Genomic DNA, 16249 nt, shown 5'->3' with positions numbered 1-16249 from the left:
TAGGAACACCGAGCGGGCGGCCCCATCCCGCCCGGTCCCCGATCGATGGTGGAGCTGGCTATACCGTGCCGCGCACTCTGCTCCGGCAGACTGGCAGGGTGAAGGACGGATGGGGGCGCCGGTGGCTGCGCGACGCCGGGTATCTGGGGGTCGAGCTCGGGGCGTCGGTCGTCTCCCTCGGGCTGTTCTGCGTGATCCTGGTGCTGTTGCCGCTCATGCTCATCACGGGCGGCGTGCTGCTGATGCCGCAGGCCGTGCAGGTGCTGCACCGGTGGAGCGACGTGAACCGGCGGCGCATCGGGCGGCGGCGGGGTGAGGAGCTTCCGCCGCTCGCGCGCACGCTTCCTCGCGGCTCGACGATCGATGAGCGGCTGCGCTTCGCCTTCTCGCGCGCCACGGCCCGCGACGCCCTGTGGCTCACGGTGCACGCGTTCCCCGTGATGTGGCTGTCGCTGCTCACGCTCGCGCTTCCCGTCTCGGCCGTGAACACCCTCGCCGTCACGTGGTACTGGCAGTTCGCGCCGGCCGACGACCCGGTGGGCTCGCCGTATCCGGTCACGTCGTGGGAGCTCGCGTGGACGATGCCGCTGGTGGCCCTCGGCTACGCGATCGCCGCGGCGTTCCTGGTGACGGCGGTCGCCCGCCTGGTGGCGTTCGTGTCGGCGAAGCTGCTGGCGACGCCCGCGCGGTCGCGGTTGGCGGCCCGGGTGGACGCGCTGACGCTGAGCCGGGCGGCGGCGCTCGACGCACACGCGGCCGAGTTGCGCCGCATCGAGCGCGACCTGCACGACGGGGCGCAGAACCGGCTGGTGAACGTGGTGATGATGCTGGGGATCGCGGAGCGTGCGCAGGAGACGGGCGGCGATGTCGGAGAACCGCTGCGGCGGGCGCAGGATGCCGCGGCCGACGCCCTCGCCGGTCTGCGGCGCACGGTGCACGACATCTATCCGCCGATCCTCGACGAGCTGGGCCTGGAGGGCGCGCTCGCGTCGCTCGCCGGGCGCAGCGTCGTGCCGTGCGCGCTGGAGACCGCCGGGGTGGGCCGGGTGCCGGCGGCGGTGGAGTCGGCGAGCTACTTCGTCGTGGCGGAGGCGCTGACCAACGTGAACAAGTACGCCGCGGCGACGCGCGCCACGGTGCGGGTCGAGCGGGAGGGCGAGCTGCTGTTGATCGCGGTGGAGGACGACGGCGTCGGCGGGGCGGTCGAGCGGCCGGGTGGGGGTCTCGCCGGGATCCGTCGCCGGATCGAGGCCTTCGAGGGCACGCTCGACGTGACGAGCCCGGCCGGCGGGCCGACCGTGCTGAGGACGGAGCTGCCGTGCGGATCGTGATCGCGGAGGACGACACCCTGCTGCGGGAGGGGCTGGCGCTGCTGCTGCGCAGCGAGGGCTTCGACGTGATCGGTGCCGTGCCCGACGCCGAGGGCTTCCTCGCGCTGCTCGACGATGCCGATGCGGCGGTGCTCGATGTGCGGATGCCGCCGACCTTCACGAGCGAGGGTTTGAAGGCGGCCGCCGAGGCGCGGGCCCGCCGTCCCGGCTTCCCGGTGCTGGTGCTGTCCGCCTACGTGGAGGATCGCTACGCGGGGGAACTGCTCGCCGCGGGAGCCGACGGTCTGGGCTACCTGCTGAAGGAGCGGGTGGGCAAGGTCGCGGCGTTCGTCGACGCGCTGCGCCGCGTGGCCGCCGGGGGCACCGTGATGGACCCGGAGGTGATCTCGCAGCTGCTCAGCCGCCGTCGCGCCGACGACCCCGTACAGACCCTCACCCCCCGCGAGCGCGAGGTGCTGGGCCTCATGGCCGAGGGGCTCGACAACACCACGATCGCCGAGCGGCTGTTCGTCACGGAGACCGCCGTGAGCAAGCACATCGGCAACATCTTCGCCAAGCTCGGCCTCTCGTCGAGCGACAGCGGGCATCGCCGCGTCCTCGCCGTGCTCGCCTACCTGCGCAGCTGACCCCGTCGCACCTCTCCGAAGAAGTTCGGTATTCGGTGTTGCTAGGTACCGGTACTCAGTGTTACTTTGTACCGGTACCCAGCATCACTGAGTACTGAACCGAGAAGGAGAGGGGGACCACATGGGCAAGCAGATGACCGAGATGCTCAAGGGCACCCTGGAGGGCATCGTGCTGGCCCTCCTCGCCGAGCAGCCGGCCTACGGCTACGAGATCACCACGCGCCTGCGCGACCACGGCTTCACCGACACCGCCGAGGGCACCGTCTACGCCCTGCTGGTGCGCATCGAGCAGAAGAAGCTCGTCGACGTCGAGAAGGTGCCGAGCGAGAAGGGCCCGCCCCGCAAGGTGTACACCCTGAACGCCGCGGGCCGGCAGGAGCTGGAGGAGTTCTGGACCACCTGGAACTTCCTCACGACACACATCGAACGACTGAACACCACTCACACGAACACCCCCAGCGAGGAGAACTGACATGGCCGCCAAGTGGATCGAAGCGCTCACCGGATCGCTCGAGCAGAAGAAGCAGTACAAGCAGGCGAAGGCGCGGATCGAGGCTCTGCCCGAGCCGTACCGCACGGTCGCCAACGCCCAGCACCGCTACACGATGTACTACGGGGGGATCACCGACGGCGACACGCTCGTGCAGATCTTCCTCGACCTCGCCGACCTGTGGGAGCGCGCCGCGATCGACGGCACCCCGATCGACGACATCATCGGCGCCGACCCGGTCGAGTTCGCCGAGACCTACGCCGAGGCCTACGGGGGCACCCAGTGGGTCGACAAGGAGCGCGCCCGGCTGACCAAGGCCGTCGAGGACGCGAAGAAGAAGGAGCAGTCATGACGAACACCGCCCTCTCGGTGCGAGGCATCGAGAAGTCCTACAAGGACCTGCACGTGCTGCGCGGCGTCGACTTCGAGGTGGAGCGGGGATCGATCTTCGCCCTCCTCGGGTCGAACGGTGCCGGCAAGACCACGATGGTGCGGATCCTCTCCACGCTGCTGAAGGCCGACGCCGGCACGGCGACCGTGCAGGGCGTCGACGTCGCCGCGAACCCCCTCGGCGTCCGCGAGAAGATCAGCCTCACCGGGCAGTTCGCCGCGGTCGACGAGATCCTCACCGGGCGCGAGAACCTCGTGCTGGTCGCGAAGCTGCGGCACCTGTCCGACCCGGGCGGGGTCGCCGACCGCCTGCTGGCGACCTTCCGCCTGACGGACGCCGGTGGCCGCAAGGTCGGCACCTACTCGGGCGGCATGCGGCGGCGGCTCGACATCGCGATGAGCCTGGTCGGCGACCCCGAGGTGATCTACCTCGACGAGCCGACCACGGGCCTCGACCCCGAGGCGCGCATCGAGGTGTGGGACGTCGTGAAGCAGCTCGCGCACAGCGGCACCACGGTGCTGCTCACCACGCAGTACCTCGACGAGGCGGAGCAGCTGGCCGACCGGATCGCGATCCTGCACGAGGGCCGCATCATCGCGAACGACACCCTCGCCGGGCTGAAGCAGCTGCTCCCGCCCGCGCAGGTCGAGTACGTCGAGAAGCAGCCCACCCTCGAGGAGATCTTCCTCACCCTGATCGGACCCTCACGAAAGGACGCAGCATGAGCACGCACTTCGCCGCCGACGCGGCGACCCTCACCGGCCGCTCCATGCGGCACATCTTCCGCAGTCCCGACACGATCATCACCACCGCGGTCACCCCGATCGCGCTGATGCTCCTGTTCGTGTACGTCTTCGGCGGCGCGCTCCAGCAGAGCACCGGCACCGACAACTACGTGAACTACCTGCTGCCGGGCATCCTGCTCATCGCGATCGCGTCGGGCATCGCCTACACCGCGTTCCGGCTGTTCACCGACATGCAGAGCGGCATCTTCGAGCGGTTCCACTCCATGCCGATCGCCCGATCGAGCGTGTTGTGGGCCCACGTGCTGACGTCGCTCACGGCGAACGCGATCACCCTCGCGATCATCTTCGGCGTCGGCTTCCTGATGGGCTTCCGCACCGGGGCGAGCGTGTGGGCCTGGCTCGGAGTGATCGGCATCCTGATGCTGTTCACCCTCGCGCTGACGTGGCTGGCGATCATCGCCGGCCTGAACGCCAAGACGGTCGACGGGGCGAGCGCGTTCTCGTATCCGCTGATCTTCCTGCCGTTCATCAGCTCGGCGTTCGTGCCGACCGACACCATGCCCGCACCCGTGCAGTGGTTCGCCGACAACCAGCCGGTCACCTCGATCGTCAACACCATCCAGGCGCTGTTCGCCGAGCGGCCCGTCGGCGATGACATCTGGATCGCCCTCGCCTGGTGCGTCGGCATCCTCGTGGTCGCCTACGTGTTCGCGATCATCTCCTACCGGAAGAAGGTCAGCTGATCGTCGCCAAGCGGACCGGAACGCTCCGTCCGGGGTCTCGCACCCCGGCCGGGGCGTTTCGCTGCGCTCGGCCGCACGGTATGGCAGGCAGAGATCTCCTTCACATCATGGGGAAACCGGGTACGCGGAGACCATGAGCACGGACGCGACAGTGATCACGGCAAGACTCAGACCGATCGCCACACCACCGATCACATGCGGCGAGGCCCTCTTGATGAGTGCGATGACGAGCATGGCCACCTCGATGAGCGTGATCACGAGGAGAGCCGCCTTCGTGCCGTCGATCACGACGTTGGCGACATCGTCTCTGCATGAGAACGCGCACCCGTCCCCTCGCATCGCAGTGAGAAAGACGAGAAGCACGCCGCCGCCGGCAACCACGATCTGAGCCGCCGCCCAGAGTCCCGCAGCGACGTACCGTCGCCGTGGGACGCGCGGGAACCGCGCCTGACTGCGGGGCTCGGTCACGAGAAGTCCGTCATCATGTGTTGGACGAACGCTCGCGGATCGGACATGTAGCTCTTATAGGAGCGATGGATCCGGCTGTCAATCGGCGCCCCCGCCTGGCATCTGGCGGCTTCGCGACCAGCCCGTCGGCGAGGACATCTGAATCGCCCGACTCCGGCCGCGCGGTCTGCAGGATCTCGCGCCCGGAAGGAGCCGAGCGCGCCGACGCTCGTTCAGGGCGGGAGGTCTCCTTCACGCCCCCGGAACGCGCCGTCCTCAGCGCAGGCCGAGCGGACCGAGGATCACACGGCGACCGCTGCGCACCCACACGGCACCGTCGGCGCGATGCTCCGCGCGGGTCGCGAAACGGTACCGGTACGACACCGCTCGCACCCATCGCGGCCTCTCGCCGTGGAACGGGTCGACGCGCAGCATCCGCAGGGTCGGGCCGTCGGCCTCGAGCAGTCGCAGCAGGAACACCGTGAACCAGTCGTCCAGCGAGTGCCCGAGCGGCAGGAACCACATCAGCCAGTCCAGCCGCAGGTGGTACGGGGCGAACTGCCGCGGCACGCGCCGCACGTCTCCTGGTTTGCCGCGGAACCCGTACTCCCGCCAGTGCACCCCTTCCTCGTCGTCCGACCCCTCCACCACGATCTCGATGCGTTCCCGCGTCACCGTGCCGAAGGCGCCGTAGGCGTTGGCGAGCTGCCACCGGTGGAAACTCGCGTTCATCAGCTGCCGCCGCGCGAACAGGTTCCGCACGGCCGGCACGCTCAGCACCACGAACAGCACGCCGACGGCCGAGGTCACCACGACCCACCACAGCGGCATCCCCGACACGGTCCAGGGCAGCGCCGTCTCGGGTGCCGGCTCGGCCGCGCCCACCCCCGGCAGCCCGATCGCCGAGAAGCCGAGCACGATCGTCGCCGCGTTCAGCCACGCGAAGTTGCCGGTGAGCACGAGCCACAGCTGGGTCGCGATCACGACACCGCCGGCGACCGCGCCGACGATCTGCGGCACCGGCCCCGGCACCCACAGCGACAGGACGGGAGCGAACAGGAAGAACGGCACGACCAGCTGCGCGACGTGGTTGCCGATGACCTCCAGCCTGTGGAACCACCGCGGCAGCAGGTGCGCCTGGCGGCTGAGCGGGCCCGGCATCGGCTGCGTCTCGTGGTGGAACGTCATGGCGGTGAGGTCGCGCCACTCGCGCCCGCCGCGGATCTTGATCATCCCGGCACCGAACTCCAGGCGGAACAGCAGCCACCAGAACAGCACGATCACCACGACCGGCGGCGGCTGGTCGTTCGACCCCAGGAACGCCGCCAGGAACCCGGCCTCGAGCAGCAGCATCTCCCACCCGAAGGAATAGAACGTCTGCCCGATGCTCACGACCGACATGTACCCGAACCACAGCGCGAGGAAGCACACCATCGGCAGCCACGGCGGCCCGAGCTGCGGCACCCCCGCGACCAGCAGCACGCCCACCGCGATCCCGGCCCACGACAGCGCCACGAGCCGCCGGTCGGTGTAGCGCCAGCGCGTGAACAGCGTGGGGTGCAGCAGCTTCCGTCGCTCGCTCTTCTGCGCGACCCAGTCGAGCAGGGCCGGGGCGGGCAGCAGTCCGTGCTCGCCGAGCAGGGCGCGGAACTGGTTGAGCGTGGAGACGAACGCGACCACGTACAGCGCCGCGATGCCCCGCTGCAAGACCTCGCGGGCGAACCCGAAGTCGACCGCCGCGAACCCGTCCACGGCCACAGGCTACGCCGGCCGCCGCACGCCGGTCAGGGGGTTGCGTCCGTCGTTCGAGGGCTGCGCTCCTCGCTCAGGCGGCCGCTGAGCGAGCGAATCGAGACGACGGGCCCGAGGCGCGTCAGTTCTGCATCGCGATCTGCTGCCCCTCGACGAGCGGGTGCACGGCGAGCGCGGTGCCGTCGAGGTCTTCACGGTGCATGTCGACCCCCGTGATCTGACTGTTCTCGTACGTCGTGTAGTAGTAGACGCCCCGGTCGGTGTTGCAGCAGGACGAGTAGATCGTGATCTCGTACTTCTCCTCGTCGCCCACCTGCACGCACCCGCGCTGCTGGGCGACGGAGCCGAGGATCTGGAAGAACTGGCTCAGCGACTCCGACTCGGTGGTGCCGCAGACCGAGTTCATGCGGGTGAACACCGCCTTGATGAAGCGCGACGACGACGACAGGTCGCCGGGCAGCCCGATCCCGCCCATGCCGCGGCTGTACAGGTCGAGCGACTGATCCGGCGCGAACGTGTTGTCGGGCTGGCGGCGCGTGAGGTGCCGGTAGTCGTTCAGGCGGAAGCTCTGGATGTCGAACGTGGGATTGTTCGTGAGCACCCCCCACGGGTTGTCGTACACCTTCAGACCGTCCCGCACGCTCTCCACCACGATCGAGGCGGTCCGGTCGGCGATGATCCAGTGCAGCGGCGACAGCGGGAACTCCGCGCTGAAGGAGATGTCGACGAGGCTCACGGATCGCAGCGCGTCCTTCACCTGGGCGACGGTCTCGAACTGCCCGAGCACCCAGGGGATGAACTCGAACGGGGTGATCTCCGTGCCGCCCGCTCCCTCCGCGGGGTAGAAGGCGTTGTCGGGGAAGTTGAGTCCGGCCATGCTCAGGCCCTTCTCGTTCGTGCCGTCGTAGTACAGCGGGTAGCCGTCGGAGACGGTCGCGATGCCGATGATCGCGTGGTGGGTCGACAGGGGCGGGATCCGTCGGAACTCGAAGGGGAAGTTCCGTGGTGTCACGGTGACGGTCTCGTGGTACGAGAACTCCAGATCGAGGTTGCGCCCGAAGTAGTGGTCGGCGGTGGTGAAGCTCAGTCCTGTGCACATGGTTCCCTCTCCCGTTGCCGGGGCCCGGCCGGGTCCGCGAACGGTCATGGTCGCACCTTCCCCCGCGGAGCGTAAGGGGGGTGCCACCCGCGGCGGACGAGTGCTCTACGGTGTCGCGGTGCGCTCGTCGGCGCCGCGGATCACGAACGCGACGCCCACCAGCGCCACCACCACCGCGACGATCTCCAGCACAGGACCCAGCCCGGCCAGCGGCCCTGCGGCGCCGTGCCCGACCGCGAAGGTCGAGAAGTCCCAGAACCCGTGCAGCACCATGGCCCAGATCAGGCTGCCGGTCACGCGGCGCAGGACGTAGAAGATGGTGCCGGCGCCGAAGGCGAGGAACACCTGCTGCAGCGTGGGGGCGAGGGGCTGCCCGCTGAGCGCGTTGATGAGGTGCATGAGTCCGAACAGCGCGGAGGTCAGCAGCCACACCCACACCTCGGACAGGCGGCTGCGCAGCCCGACGAGCAGCAGTCCGCGCGTGGTCAGCTCCTCCGTGAAGCCGACCAGCAGCAGGACGATCGACGCGGCGAAGAAGGCGCCGTCGTAGGAGGCCCAGTCGGTGGAGGCGAGGTTCACGCCCAGGGCCACCGCCATCAGCACCGGGGCGATGATCGGCCAGCGATGCGCGGCGCGCGTCCGCTCGAACAGGGCGGGACGCCACCACCCGAGCAGGCTCGTCGTGATCGCCAGGAGCACCGCTCCGCCGATGAGGGACAGGCCGGCGCCCAGGAAGAGGTCGCGTCCGCTGTCGCCGAGGGCCGTGTAGGGAATGCCGGTCGCCTGCTGCACGGTGAAGACGACCGCGACGTACGCCAGGTAGATGACGAGGCCGATCCAGATCCGCGGCCGGACGCGGAGGGGTGTGGTGCTCTCGGTGGCCATCTCGTCCTCGGGTGTCGCGTGCCGGGTGGGGTTCGGGTTCAGTGAAGCGCACGCCGACCCGCCACCGCAATCGCGAAGGCAAGCCCCGCCCGGGGGAGACGTCGAAGGGAGGGCCCCCGGACGGGAGCCCTCCCTTCGTGCAGAGACGGGTCAGCTCAGCTGACGGTCCAGTCGAACTGGTCGCCGTACTTCTCCAGCCACGCGTCGACCGCGTCGGCTTCCTTGCCCTCGCCGTACTCGTTGACCACGAGGTCTTCGAGCGCACCGTACTGCTCGTCGTCGAGCTTGATCTTCTCGATCAGCTCGGCCGCCTCCGGGAACTCCTCGGCGAAGCCCTTGGTGCCGAGGAAGTGCAGGCGCTCGGCCTCGCCCATGGCGCCCTTCGGGTCTTCGAGGTCCTTCACGGGGAAGGCGTCGTTGGCCCAGAACGGACGCCACAGCGTGACGACGATGTCCTCCTGCTTGTCGGTCGCGGTCTTCAGCTCGGTCAGCATCGCCGCGGTCGACGAGGTCACCAGCTCGTACTCGCCGTCGAGCCCGTACTCGGGCATCATCTTCTGCGTCTGCGCGGTGAGGCCGGCGCCCGGCTCGATGCCGTAGATCTTGCCGTCGAAGTCCGCCCCCTTGCCCGCCAGGTCTTCGATGGAGGTGAGATCGGAGTACTCCGGCACCGCCAGGGTGAGCTTGGCGTTGTCGTAGTACGCGCCGAGGTCTTCGATGTCGTCGCCGTACTTCTTCATGTACTCGGCGTGCGTGAGCTCGGGCCAGGCCGACGGGTACATGTCGACATCGCCCTGCGCGAGACCCGTGTAGAGGGGACCCGCCTCGGTGAGCGTCTTCATCTCGACCGTGTAACCGATCTTCTCCAGCTGGTCCTGCAGGAGGTACGCGGTGCTGAGGCCGTCGGTCCAGGAGGGCAGGAAGCCGAGCGTGATGGTGCCCTTGTCGTCGGCGTCGCCGCCGCCCGCGCTGGTGCCACCGGCTCCGTCGCCGCTGCATCCGGCGAGGGTGAGCGCTGCTGCGGCGCCCAGGGCGGTGAGGGTCAGGATCTTCTTCTTCATGTGCTTCTCTCTCTTGCGTTCCGTATGTGATTTCAGGAGTGCGGACGAGCCGCGGGACAGCGGGTGGGCGGCGTGCGGGATGGAGAACGGGCCGGAACCCGCCCCCTCGGGCTCCTCTCCGACCCCGCACCCGCGCGTGGGCGGGGGCGGGGCGGGACGTCGCGGTGGGGTGGGGTCAGGCGCGAGTGAGCTCGGGCTCGACGGCGTCGGACGACGCGGGGGTCGCGGACGCGGGGGTTGCGGCGGCGGCGGGCGCAGCGCCCGAACCCGCGCCCGACCGGCGGCGCTTCCACAGGCCCCACAGCGACGAGCGGTTCTCGCCCGGAGCCCCCAGCGCGGCGGTGACCCGGTCGAGGAAGACCGCGATCAGCACGACGCCCAGACCGGCCTCGACGCCCTTCGGGATGTTGATCGTCGAGATCGCCTCGACCACCATCTTCCCGAGGCCGTCCGCTCCCGCCATACCGGCGATCACGGCCATCGACAGCGCGAGCATGATCACCTGGTTGACGCCGGCCATGATGGTCGGCATCGCCAGGGGCAGCTGGATGCCGCGGAGGATCTGGCCGGGGGTGGCGCCGAACGCATGCCCGGCCTCCACGGTCTCGGAGTCGACACCGCGGATGCCCAGCTCGGTCAGGCGCACGCCGGGAGGCAGCGCGAAGATCACGGTCGCCACGAGTCCCGGCACCACGCCGATGCCGAAGAACACGATCGCGGGGATCAGGTACACGAACGCGGGCATGGTCTGCATGAAGTCGAGCACCGGCTTCAGGGCCGCCCGGACCGTGGCGTTGCGCGCCGACCAGATGCCCAGCGGCACCGCGATCAGCACGGCCACGATCGCCGCGACGAGCACCAGGGCGAGGGTCTGCATCGCGGGCACCCACAGGTCCATCGCCACGATCAGCAGGAACGACACGGCCGTGCCGATCGCGAGCTTCCACGACCGTACGACCCAGGCGAGCAGGGCGGCGATCACGATGATCACGGCGAAGTGCGGGGTGAGCAGCAGCCGGGTGAGGCCGTCCACGAGGAAGCTCACCACGAACGACACCACGTCGAGCAGACCGTCGAGGTTCGCGGTGATCCAGTCGACTCCGGCGGCGACCCAGTCGCCCAGGGGGATGCGGAATCCGTCCATCAGCGCACCTCCTCCGTCTCGGGTGTCGTGGGCAGCGGCTCAGCCGTCCACCCGTCGTCGAGCACCGCGTCGATCTCCGCCTGCGGCATGGGCGTCATCGGCAGCAGGATCTCCTCGGTCGAGCCGGGGCCGGGGCCGAGGGCGGCGAGCAGGGTCACGCGGGGGATCACGCCCGCCAGTCGCCCGTCCGCGTCGGTCACGGCCAGGGGCAGCGGCGACTCCACCGCGGGCACGAACAGGTTCATGAGCACGTCGTCCTCGCGCACGCTCTGCAGCACGGGCTTGATCACGGAGTCGAGTCGCGTCACCCCCTGCCGCACGAGCTTCACCGCATCGCGGTCGGTGACCACACCGAGCAGTTGGCGGTCCTTGCCGACCACGTAGGTGGCCGACATGTAGGCGTCGCGCATCTGGCGCAGGGCCGTGCGCGGGCCGGCGGTCTCGGCGACCACGGGGCGCGGGCGCTCCATGACGTTCGCGGCGGTGAGCACGCGGGCACGGTCCACGTCCTGCACGAACTGCTCGACGTAGTCGTTCGCGGGGTCCATCAGGATGTCCTCCGGCGTGCCGATCTGCACGATGCGCCCGTCGCGCATCACGGCGATCCGGTCGCCGAGGAACATGGCCTCGTTGAGGTCGTGCGTGATGAAGACGATGGTCTTGTGCAGCTTCTGCTGGAGCTCCAGCAGCTGCTCCTGCATCTCGCGGCGGATCAGCGGGTCGAGCGCGCTGAACGCCTCGTCCATCAGCAGGATGTCGCTGTCGGCGGCGAGCGCGCGGGCGATGCCGACGCGCTGCTGCATGCCGCCGGAGAGCTCGGACGGCAGCTTGTCGCCCTGGCCCTCGAGGCCCACGAGCGCGAGGATCTCCTCGGCCTTCGGCTGCCGCTCGGCCGCCGCGACGCCCTTGAGCTCGAGCGGGTAGGCCACGTTCGCGGCCACCGTGCGGTGCGGCAGCAGGGCGAAGTGCTGGAAGACCATCGAGATGCGGTCGCGGCGGATCTCACGCAGACGACCCGCGGGGATGCCCGTGATGGTGTCGCCGCCGACCGTGACGGTGCCGTCGGTGATGTCGTGCAGGCCGTTGAGCATGCGGATGATGGTGGACTTGCCCGATCCGGACAGGCCCATGATGACGAAGATCTCACCGCGGTTCACGGTGAAGCTGGCGTCGATGACGGCGGCGGTGCCCGCGTCGGCGACGGCCGCGCGGCTCTCACCCGCCTTCAGTCGGCGGACGGCGGCGTTCGGATTCCTCCCGAACACCTTGTACAGATGGCGCGCTTCGAGTGCGATGTCGGACACGTTTCCCCTGCGGCTCGGCCTCGGGTGGCTGAGCCTGCTTCGGTCACGTCCGGGTGATCCTCACGAGGCCGTTCGACATCATCGCTGTGGCGGCGCGGGCGGTGGATTTCGGATCCGCCGCAGAGAGGACCGACCGTACGCCCACGCCTCTTCGCAGCACAGCTCATCGAAAGAAGGACGTGGTCGCGGACTGGTCTTCGGGCCGTCAGGCCCACAGACCAACGTAACGAAATGGCCGGTCAGGGACAAATCCTGGGCCGGGAACGTGCCCGGGTTTCCGGTGCTGACCGGGGGATAGTACGAGCGTCTAGCAATCTCGGCGACGGGGGTTCACGGGCGTCGCACACTGCGCGTCACGGTGAACTTCGGGGTGCGTCGGAGCTGCTCCGTCCGCCCGATCAGTCGCGTCAGCTCGGGGCGGTACGCGAGGCCGGAGTTGTACACCGTGAACAGCTCGCCGCCCGGCCGGAGCAGTCGCGCGGCGGCCTCGAACAGCCGGGTCGCGGCCCCCGTGTGCACGCTGCTGCCGAGGTGGAACGGCGGGTTCAGCAGCACCACGTCGAACGCCCCGTCGGGCAGGTCGGATCCGGCGTCGTCGTGGGTCACGGTGACGCGGTCGGCGACGCCGTTCGCGGCCGCGGTCGCCCGGGTCGAGGCCACGGCCGCGGCCGAGCGATCGGTCGCGGTCACCGCGTCCCCGGGGTGCGCGAGGGCCCAGGACACCGCGAGCGCGCCCGTGCCGCAGCCGAGGTCGAGCACACGGCGCGGATCCTCGGCGTTCACGACTCCGGAGAAACCCTCGTTCTCCGGCAGTTCCGGCGGGGATGCAGCCCCGGGGCGAGCGGTTCTCCGGCGTTGTGAACCGTCGAGCGCGAGCGCCTCGAGCAGCACGCGCGTGCCGATGTCGAGGCGGGGTCCGGCGAACGCGCCGCCGTGCGCGACCAGGGCGAGGCCGTCGTGCGCGGCCCGCACGGGGAAGGGCGGCTGCGCGGGGACGGCCAGCGGCTGCGACGCCACGAGCAGCCGCGACTTGCGCTCGGCCCGCTGCGGCTGCACCTCCCCGAAGCTCCGCCGCAGCACCTCGTTCTGCGCCAGGGTCATGTGCTTGACGCGACCCCCGGCCACGAGCACCGCGTCGGGCGCGGCCCAGCGGGCGACCGCATCCGCGATCTGCTCCAGTTCCGCGAGCGCCTTGGGCAGCTGCAGCAGCACGAGCCGTGCCCCGCGCAGCAGCGTCTCGTCGAGCTCGTGCGTCGTGAAGCCCTCGAGTCCCAGCTCCTCCGCGTTGCGGGCGAGGGCGCGGCGCCCGGTCGCGAGGTCCTGGTGCACCCGGATCCCCCGGAGCCCGGACGCCACGAGCGGCAGGGTGATCGCGCCGTAGTCGTCCCCGATCACGGCGATCTCGGTACCGGTGATCCCGCTGTCGAGCGCCCGCGACGCGAGCAGCAGGTCGGTGGCGTCGTGCGCCTGGAGGTTCTCGGCCTCGACGTCGGGCCAGCGGCGCAGGCGGGCGTAGGGGAACTCCGGCACCAGCCCACTGTACGCGGGCGCCGTAAGGATTCCGCATGCGTCCGCTTCACCGGATTCACAAGTTCGTGAAGCGGGCGTACGCTCCCGCGCATGAGCACCGTGATCGCCACCCAGAGCCTCACCAAGCACTACGGGCACGTGCACGCCCTCGACGGTCTCGACCTGAGCGTCGAGTCCGGTCAGGTGCACGGATTCCTCGGGCCGAACGGCGCCGGCAAGTCCACCACGATCCGCATCCTCCTGGGCCTCGCCCGCCGCACCGGGGGCGCGGTGACCGTGTTCGGCGAGGACCCGTGGCGACGGGCCGTCGAGCTGCACCGGCGCATCGCCTCCGTGCCGGGCGACGTGAGCCTGTGGCCCAACCTCTCCGGGGGCGAGGCCATCGACCTGCTCGCCCGGCTGCGCGGAGCCCGCACGCACGACGCCGCCTACCGGCGCGAGAAGGCCCGGCTGCTGGAGGCCTTCCAGTTCGACCCGCGGAAGAAGGGCCGCGCGTACTCGAAGGGCAACCGCCAGAAGGTGGCGCTGATCGCGGCCTTCGCCGTGCCGGCCGACCTGCTCATCCTCGACGAGCCGACCAGCGGGCTCGACCCCCTCATGGCGGTGATCTTCCAGCGCGAGGTCGCGCGGGCCCACGAGAACGGCGCGACCGTGCTGCTGTCGAGCCACATCATGAGCGAGGTCGAGCAGCTGTGCGACCGCGTGTCGATCATCCGCGCCGGGCGCATCGTCGAGACCGGCACGCTCGCCGACCTGCGGCACCTCACCCGCAGCGACGTGTCGTTCACGGCCCCGGGTGTCCCGCTCGACCGCGTCGCCGCGATCCCCGAGGTGCACGACGCCACGGTGCACGACGACCGCTTCCGCCTCACCGTCGACAGCGACCGCACCGCCGCGGTGCTGCCCGCCCTCGCCACGCTCGGGATCTCCGACCTCCGCGTGGCTCCGCCCTCGCTCGAGGAGCTGTTCCTGCGGCACTACGGCGACGACCTCGCGACGCTCGAGGCGGCGGAGGACGGCGGGTCCGACGCGGAGCCGTCCACCCGGCGCTCCCGCCACGCGAAGGGTCGTGCGTGATGGACCGCTTCGGGGTGCTGCTGCGCCAGCGCATCCGCCGCGACCGGGTGCAGGTGCCGCTGTGGATCCTCGGGACGGCGCTCATGGCGTTCGCGGGGTATGCGGGCGTCACGCAGTCGTACTCGACCCTGGCCGACCGGCAGAACATCCTGGCCGCGGCGCTCGCGAACCCGGTGATCCTGATGTTCCGCGGCCTGCCGTCCGGCACCTCGGAGGGCGCGTTCCTGGCCTTCGAGATCCTGCCGTGGCTGGCGATGCTGGCGGCCCTCATGAGCACGTTCCTCGCGGTGCGGCACACCCGGGGCGACGAGGAGTCGGGGCGCGCCGAGCTCGTGTGGGCGACACCCGCCGGACGACACCTTCCCACCGTCGCGACGATCGTGCACGGCCTCCTCGCCAACGTCGTGCTGGGTGCACTGACCGCGGTCGCCCTGCTCGCGACCGGGCTGCCCGTCGCCGGTTCGCTGCTCTCCGGCGCCGCGGCCGCCTCCTGCGGCGTCGCCTTCCTCGGGATCGCCCTGCTCGCGGCGCAGCTGCTGCGCACGTCGCGCGGCGCGAACTCCGCGGCTGTGTGGGTGCTCGTGGCCGCCTTCCTGCTCCGGGGCATCGGCAACGCCGCCGGGACCCCGAACGACGAGCTGACCGCGATCGCGAGCGCCTGGCCTGCGTGGCTGTCGCCGTTCGGCTGGGCGGAGCAGACGCGTCCGTACGACGTCGATGCGGCCTGGCCCGCGGTCCTGGGACTGGCGCTCGGCCTCGTCCTGGCCGCCGGGGCCCTGGCACTGCAGGGCCTGCGCGATGTGGACGCGGGCTTCGTGGCCGAACGCCCCGGCCGTTCCGCGGCGCGGCCCGCCCTCTCGTCGCCGCACGCGCTGGTGTGGCGACTCACCTCGGGCGCGGTCGTGGGGTGGGCGGTCGGCGGACTGCTCACCGGGCTGCTCGCCACGACCCTGGGCGGCGTGGTCGACCAGATCGCGGGCGAGAATCCCGCCGTGACCGACATCCTGGAGAAGATCGGCGGCGCGACCGGCGGGCTCGACGAGGTCGTGGTGACCGTGTTCTTCACGCTGCTGGGCATCCTCGCGGCCTGCTGCGCGGTGCAGACCGTGGTGCGCGCGCGGCAGGAGGAGGCGCGGGGCACGGTCGAGCTCGTGCTCTCGACCCCCACCGGACGGGTGCGGTGGCTGGCCGACCATGTGATCGTCGGCGTGGGCGCGGTGCTCATCGTGGTCGCCGCCGCCGTGCTGGGTGGCTGGCTCGGCGTGTGGTCGCGCGACGGCGACAGCGAGCTGTATCGCATCGTGGCCGTGGCGGGCGCGGGACAGGCGGTCGCGGCGGTGGTGTTCGTGGCGCTCACGGCCCTCGTGTTCGTGGTGCTGCCGCGCGCAACCATCCCCGTGGCGTGGATCCTGGTCCTGCTCGCGGCGCTGCTCGGCATGTTCGGCCCGCTGTTCGGGCTGCCGGACTGGACCGCGAACCTCTCCCCGTTCGCGGTGACCCCGGTGGTCGACGGCGACGGCGTCGACGTGCGCGGGCTGTGGTGGGTCGTGCTCGTGGTCGCCGGGGCCACGGCGGGCGCCCTGGCCCTCATGCGTCGGCGCGAGCTCGCGACGGGCGGGTAGT

16 protein-coding genes are annotated in these 16249 nt (G+C 70.6%); 8 read left to right on the top strand and 8 right to left on the bottom strand.

The window, feature by feature from the left end:
- Nucleotides 1–98: 98 nt before the first annotated feature.
- The 6 genes from ACWH95_RS06155 to ACWH95_RS06130 all read left to right on the top strand — a co-directional run bounded on the left by ACWH95_RS06155 (nucleotide 99) and on the right by ACWH95_RS06130 (nucleotide 4327).
- Nucleotides 99–1331: a sensor domain-containing protein gene (locus ACWH95_RS06155; RefSeq protein WP_454120366.1), complete on the top strand. Its 1233-nt coding sequence runs from the start codon at nucleotides 99–101 to the stop codon at nucleotides 1329–1331.
- Nucleotides 1319–1957: a LuxR C-terminal-related transcriptional regulator gene (locus ACWH95_RS06150; protein ID WP_136032203.1), complete on the top strand. Its 639-nt coding sequence runs from the start codon at nucleotides 1319–1321 to the stop codon at nucleotides 1955–1957. Before ACWH95_RS06155 ends, ACWH95_RS06150 begins: the two co-directional genes overlap by 13 nt.
- A 121-nt stretch (nucleotides 1958–2078) precedes the next feature.
- Nucleotides 2079–2429, top strand: a complete 351-nt coding sequence (locus ACWH95_RS06145) for a PadR family transcriptional regulator (RefSeq protein WP_136032205.1) — start codon at nucleotides 2079–2081, stop codon at nucleotides 2427–2429.
- A 1-nt stretch (nucleotide 2430) separates the two neighbouring features.
- Nucleotides 2431–2799 carry a DUF1048 domain-containing protein gene (locus ACWH95_RS06140; RefSeq protein ID WP_136032206.1) on the top strand — a complete coding sequence of 123 codons (369 nt, stop codon included), beginning with the start codon at nucleotides 2431–2433 and terminating at the stop codon, nucleotides 2797–2799.
- The gene (locus ACWH95_RS06135; RefSeq protein WP_136035319.1) at nucleotides 2796–3563 is read left to right on the top strand and encodes an ABC transporter ATP-binding protein; all 768 of its coding nucleotides are present in this window, start codon (nucleotides 2796–2798) and stop codon (nucleotides 3561–3563) included. The genes ACWH95_RS06140 and ACWH95_RS06135 overlap by 4 nt, the downstream gene beginning before the upstream one ends.
- Nucleotides 3560–4327 carry an ABC transporter permease gene (locus tag ACWH95_RS06130; protein WP_454120365.1) on the top strand — a complete coding sequence of 256 codons (768 nt, stop codon included), beginning with the start codon at nucleotides 3560–3562 and terminating at the stop codon, nucleotides 4325–4327. Before ACWH95_RS06135 ends, ACWH95_RS06130 begins: the two co-directional genes overlap by 4 nt.
- Nucleotides 4328–4432: 105 nt before the next feature.
- Here the strand turns inward: ACWH95_RS06130 and ACWH95_RS06125 are convergent, their stop codons facing one another.
- The 8 genes from ACWH95_RS06125 to ACWH95_RS06090 all read right to left on the bottom strand — a co-directional run bounded on the left by ACWH95_RS06125 (nucleotide 4433) and on the right by ACWH95_RS06090 (nucleotide 13549).
- Entirely contained in the window at nucleotides 4433–4795 is a 363-nt protein-coding gene (locus ACWH95_RS06125) for a hypothetical protein (protein WP_136035321.1), read from the bottom strand.
- 255 nt (nucleotides 4796–5050) lie between these two features.
- Nucleotides 5051–6526 (bottom strand): lipase maturation factor family protein, encoded by a 1476-nt coding sequence (locus ACWH95_RS06120; protein ID WP_454120364.1) that lies wholly within the window; start codon nucleotides 6524–6526, stop codon nucleotides 5051–5053.
- 121 nt (nucleotides 6527–6647) lie between these two features.
- Nucleotides 6648–7625 (bottom strand): choloylglycine hydrolase, encoded by a 978-nt coding sequence (bsh, locus tag ACWH95_RS06115; RefSeq protein WP_136032217.1) that lies wholly within the window; start codon nucleotides 7623–7625, stop codon nucleotides 6648–6650.
- 105 nt (nucleotides 7626–7730) lie between these two features.
- Nucleotides 7731–8510 (bottom strand): CPBP family intramembrane glutamic endopeptidase, encoded by a 780-nt coding sequence (locus ACWH95_RS06110; protein ID WP_454120363.1) that lies wholly within the window; start codon nucleotides 8508–8510, stop codon nucleotides 7731–7733.
- 155 nt (nucleotides 8511–8665) lie between these two features.
- Nucleotides 8666–9571 carry a glycine betaine ABC transporter substrate-binding protein gene (locus ACWH95_RS06105; protein WP_454120362.1) on the bottom strand — a complete coding sequence of 302 codons (906 nt, stop codon included), beginning with the start codon at nucleotides 9569–9571 and terminating at the stop codon, nucleotides 8666–8668.
- Nucleotides 9572–9746: 175 nt separating this feature from the next.
- Nucleotides 9747–10715 (bottom strand): ABC transporter permease, encoded by a 969-nt coding sequence (locus ACWH95_RS06100; protein ID WP_378822294.1) that lies wholly within the window; start codon nucleotides 10713–10715, stop codon nucleotides 9747–9749.
- Nucleotides 10715–12019 carry a quaternary amine ABC transporter ATP-binding protein gene (locus tag ACWH95_RS06095; protein WP_454120361.1) on the bottom strand — a complete coding sequence of 435 codons (1305 nt, stop codon included), beginning with the start codon at nucleotides 12017–12019 and terminating at the stop codon, nucleotides 10715–10717. Before ACWH95_RS06095 ends, ACWH95_RS06100 begins: the two co-directional genes overlap by 1 nt.
- Nucleotides 12020–12349: 330 nt before the next feature.
- Nucleotides 12350–13549 (bottom strand): class I SAM-dependent methyltransferase, encoded by a 1200-nt coding sequence (locus tag ACWH95_RS06090; protein WP_454120360.1) that lies wholly within the window; start codon nucleotides 13547–13549, stop codon nucleotides 12350–12352.
- 90 nt (nucleotides 13550–13639) lie between these two features.
- Here ACWH95_RS06090 and ACWH95_RS06085 point away from each other — a divergent pair, with 90 nt between their 5' ends.
- A complete protein-coding gene (locus tag ACWH95_RS06085; RefSeq protein WP_206252069.1) occupies nucleotides 13640–14626 on the top strand; it encodes an ABC transporter ATP-binding protein in 987 nt (328 codons plus the stop codon).
- A complete protein-coding gene (locus ACWH95_RS06080) occupies nucleotides 14626–16248 on the top strand; it encodes an ABC transporter permease (protein ID WP_447653431.1) in 1623 nt (540 codons plus the stop codon). Before ACWH95_RS06085 ends, ACWH95_RS06080 begins: the two co-directional genes overlap by 1 nt.
- Nucleotide 16249: the final 1 nt, after the last annotated feature.

The sequence above is a fragment of the Microbacterium sp. NPDC055502 genome (assembly GCF_053643635.1).
The sequence above is the reverse complement of the archived record's forward strand: the minus strand, read 5'-3'. Positions and strand labels throughout refer to the sequence as shown.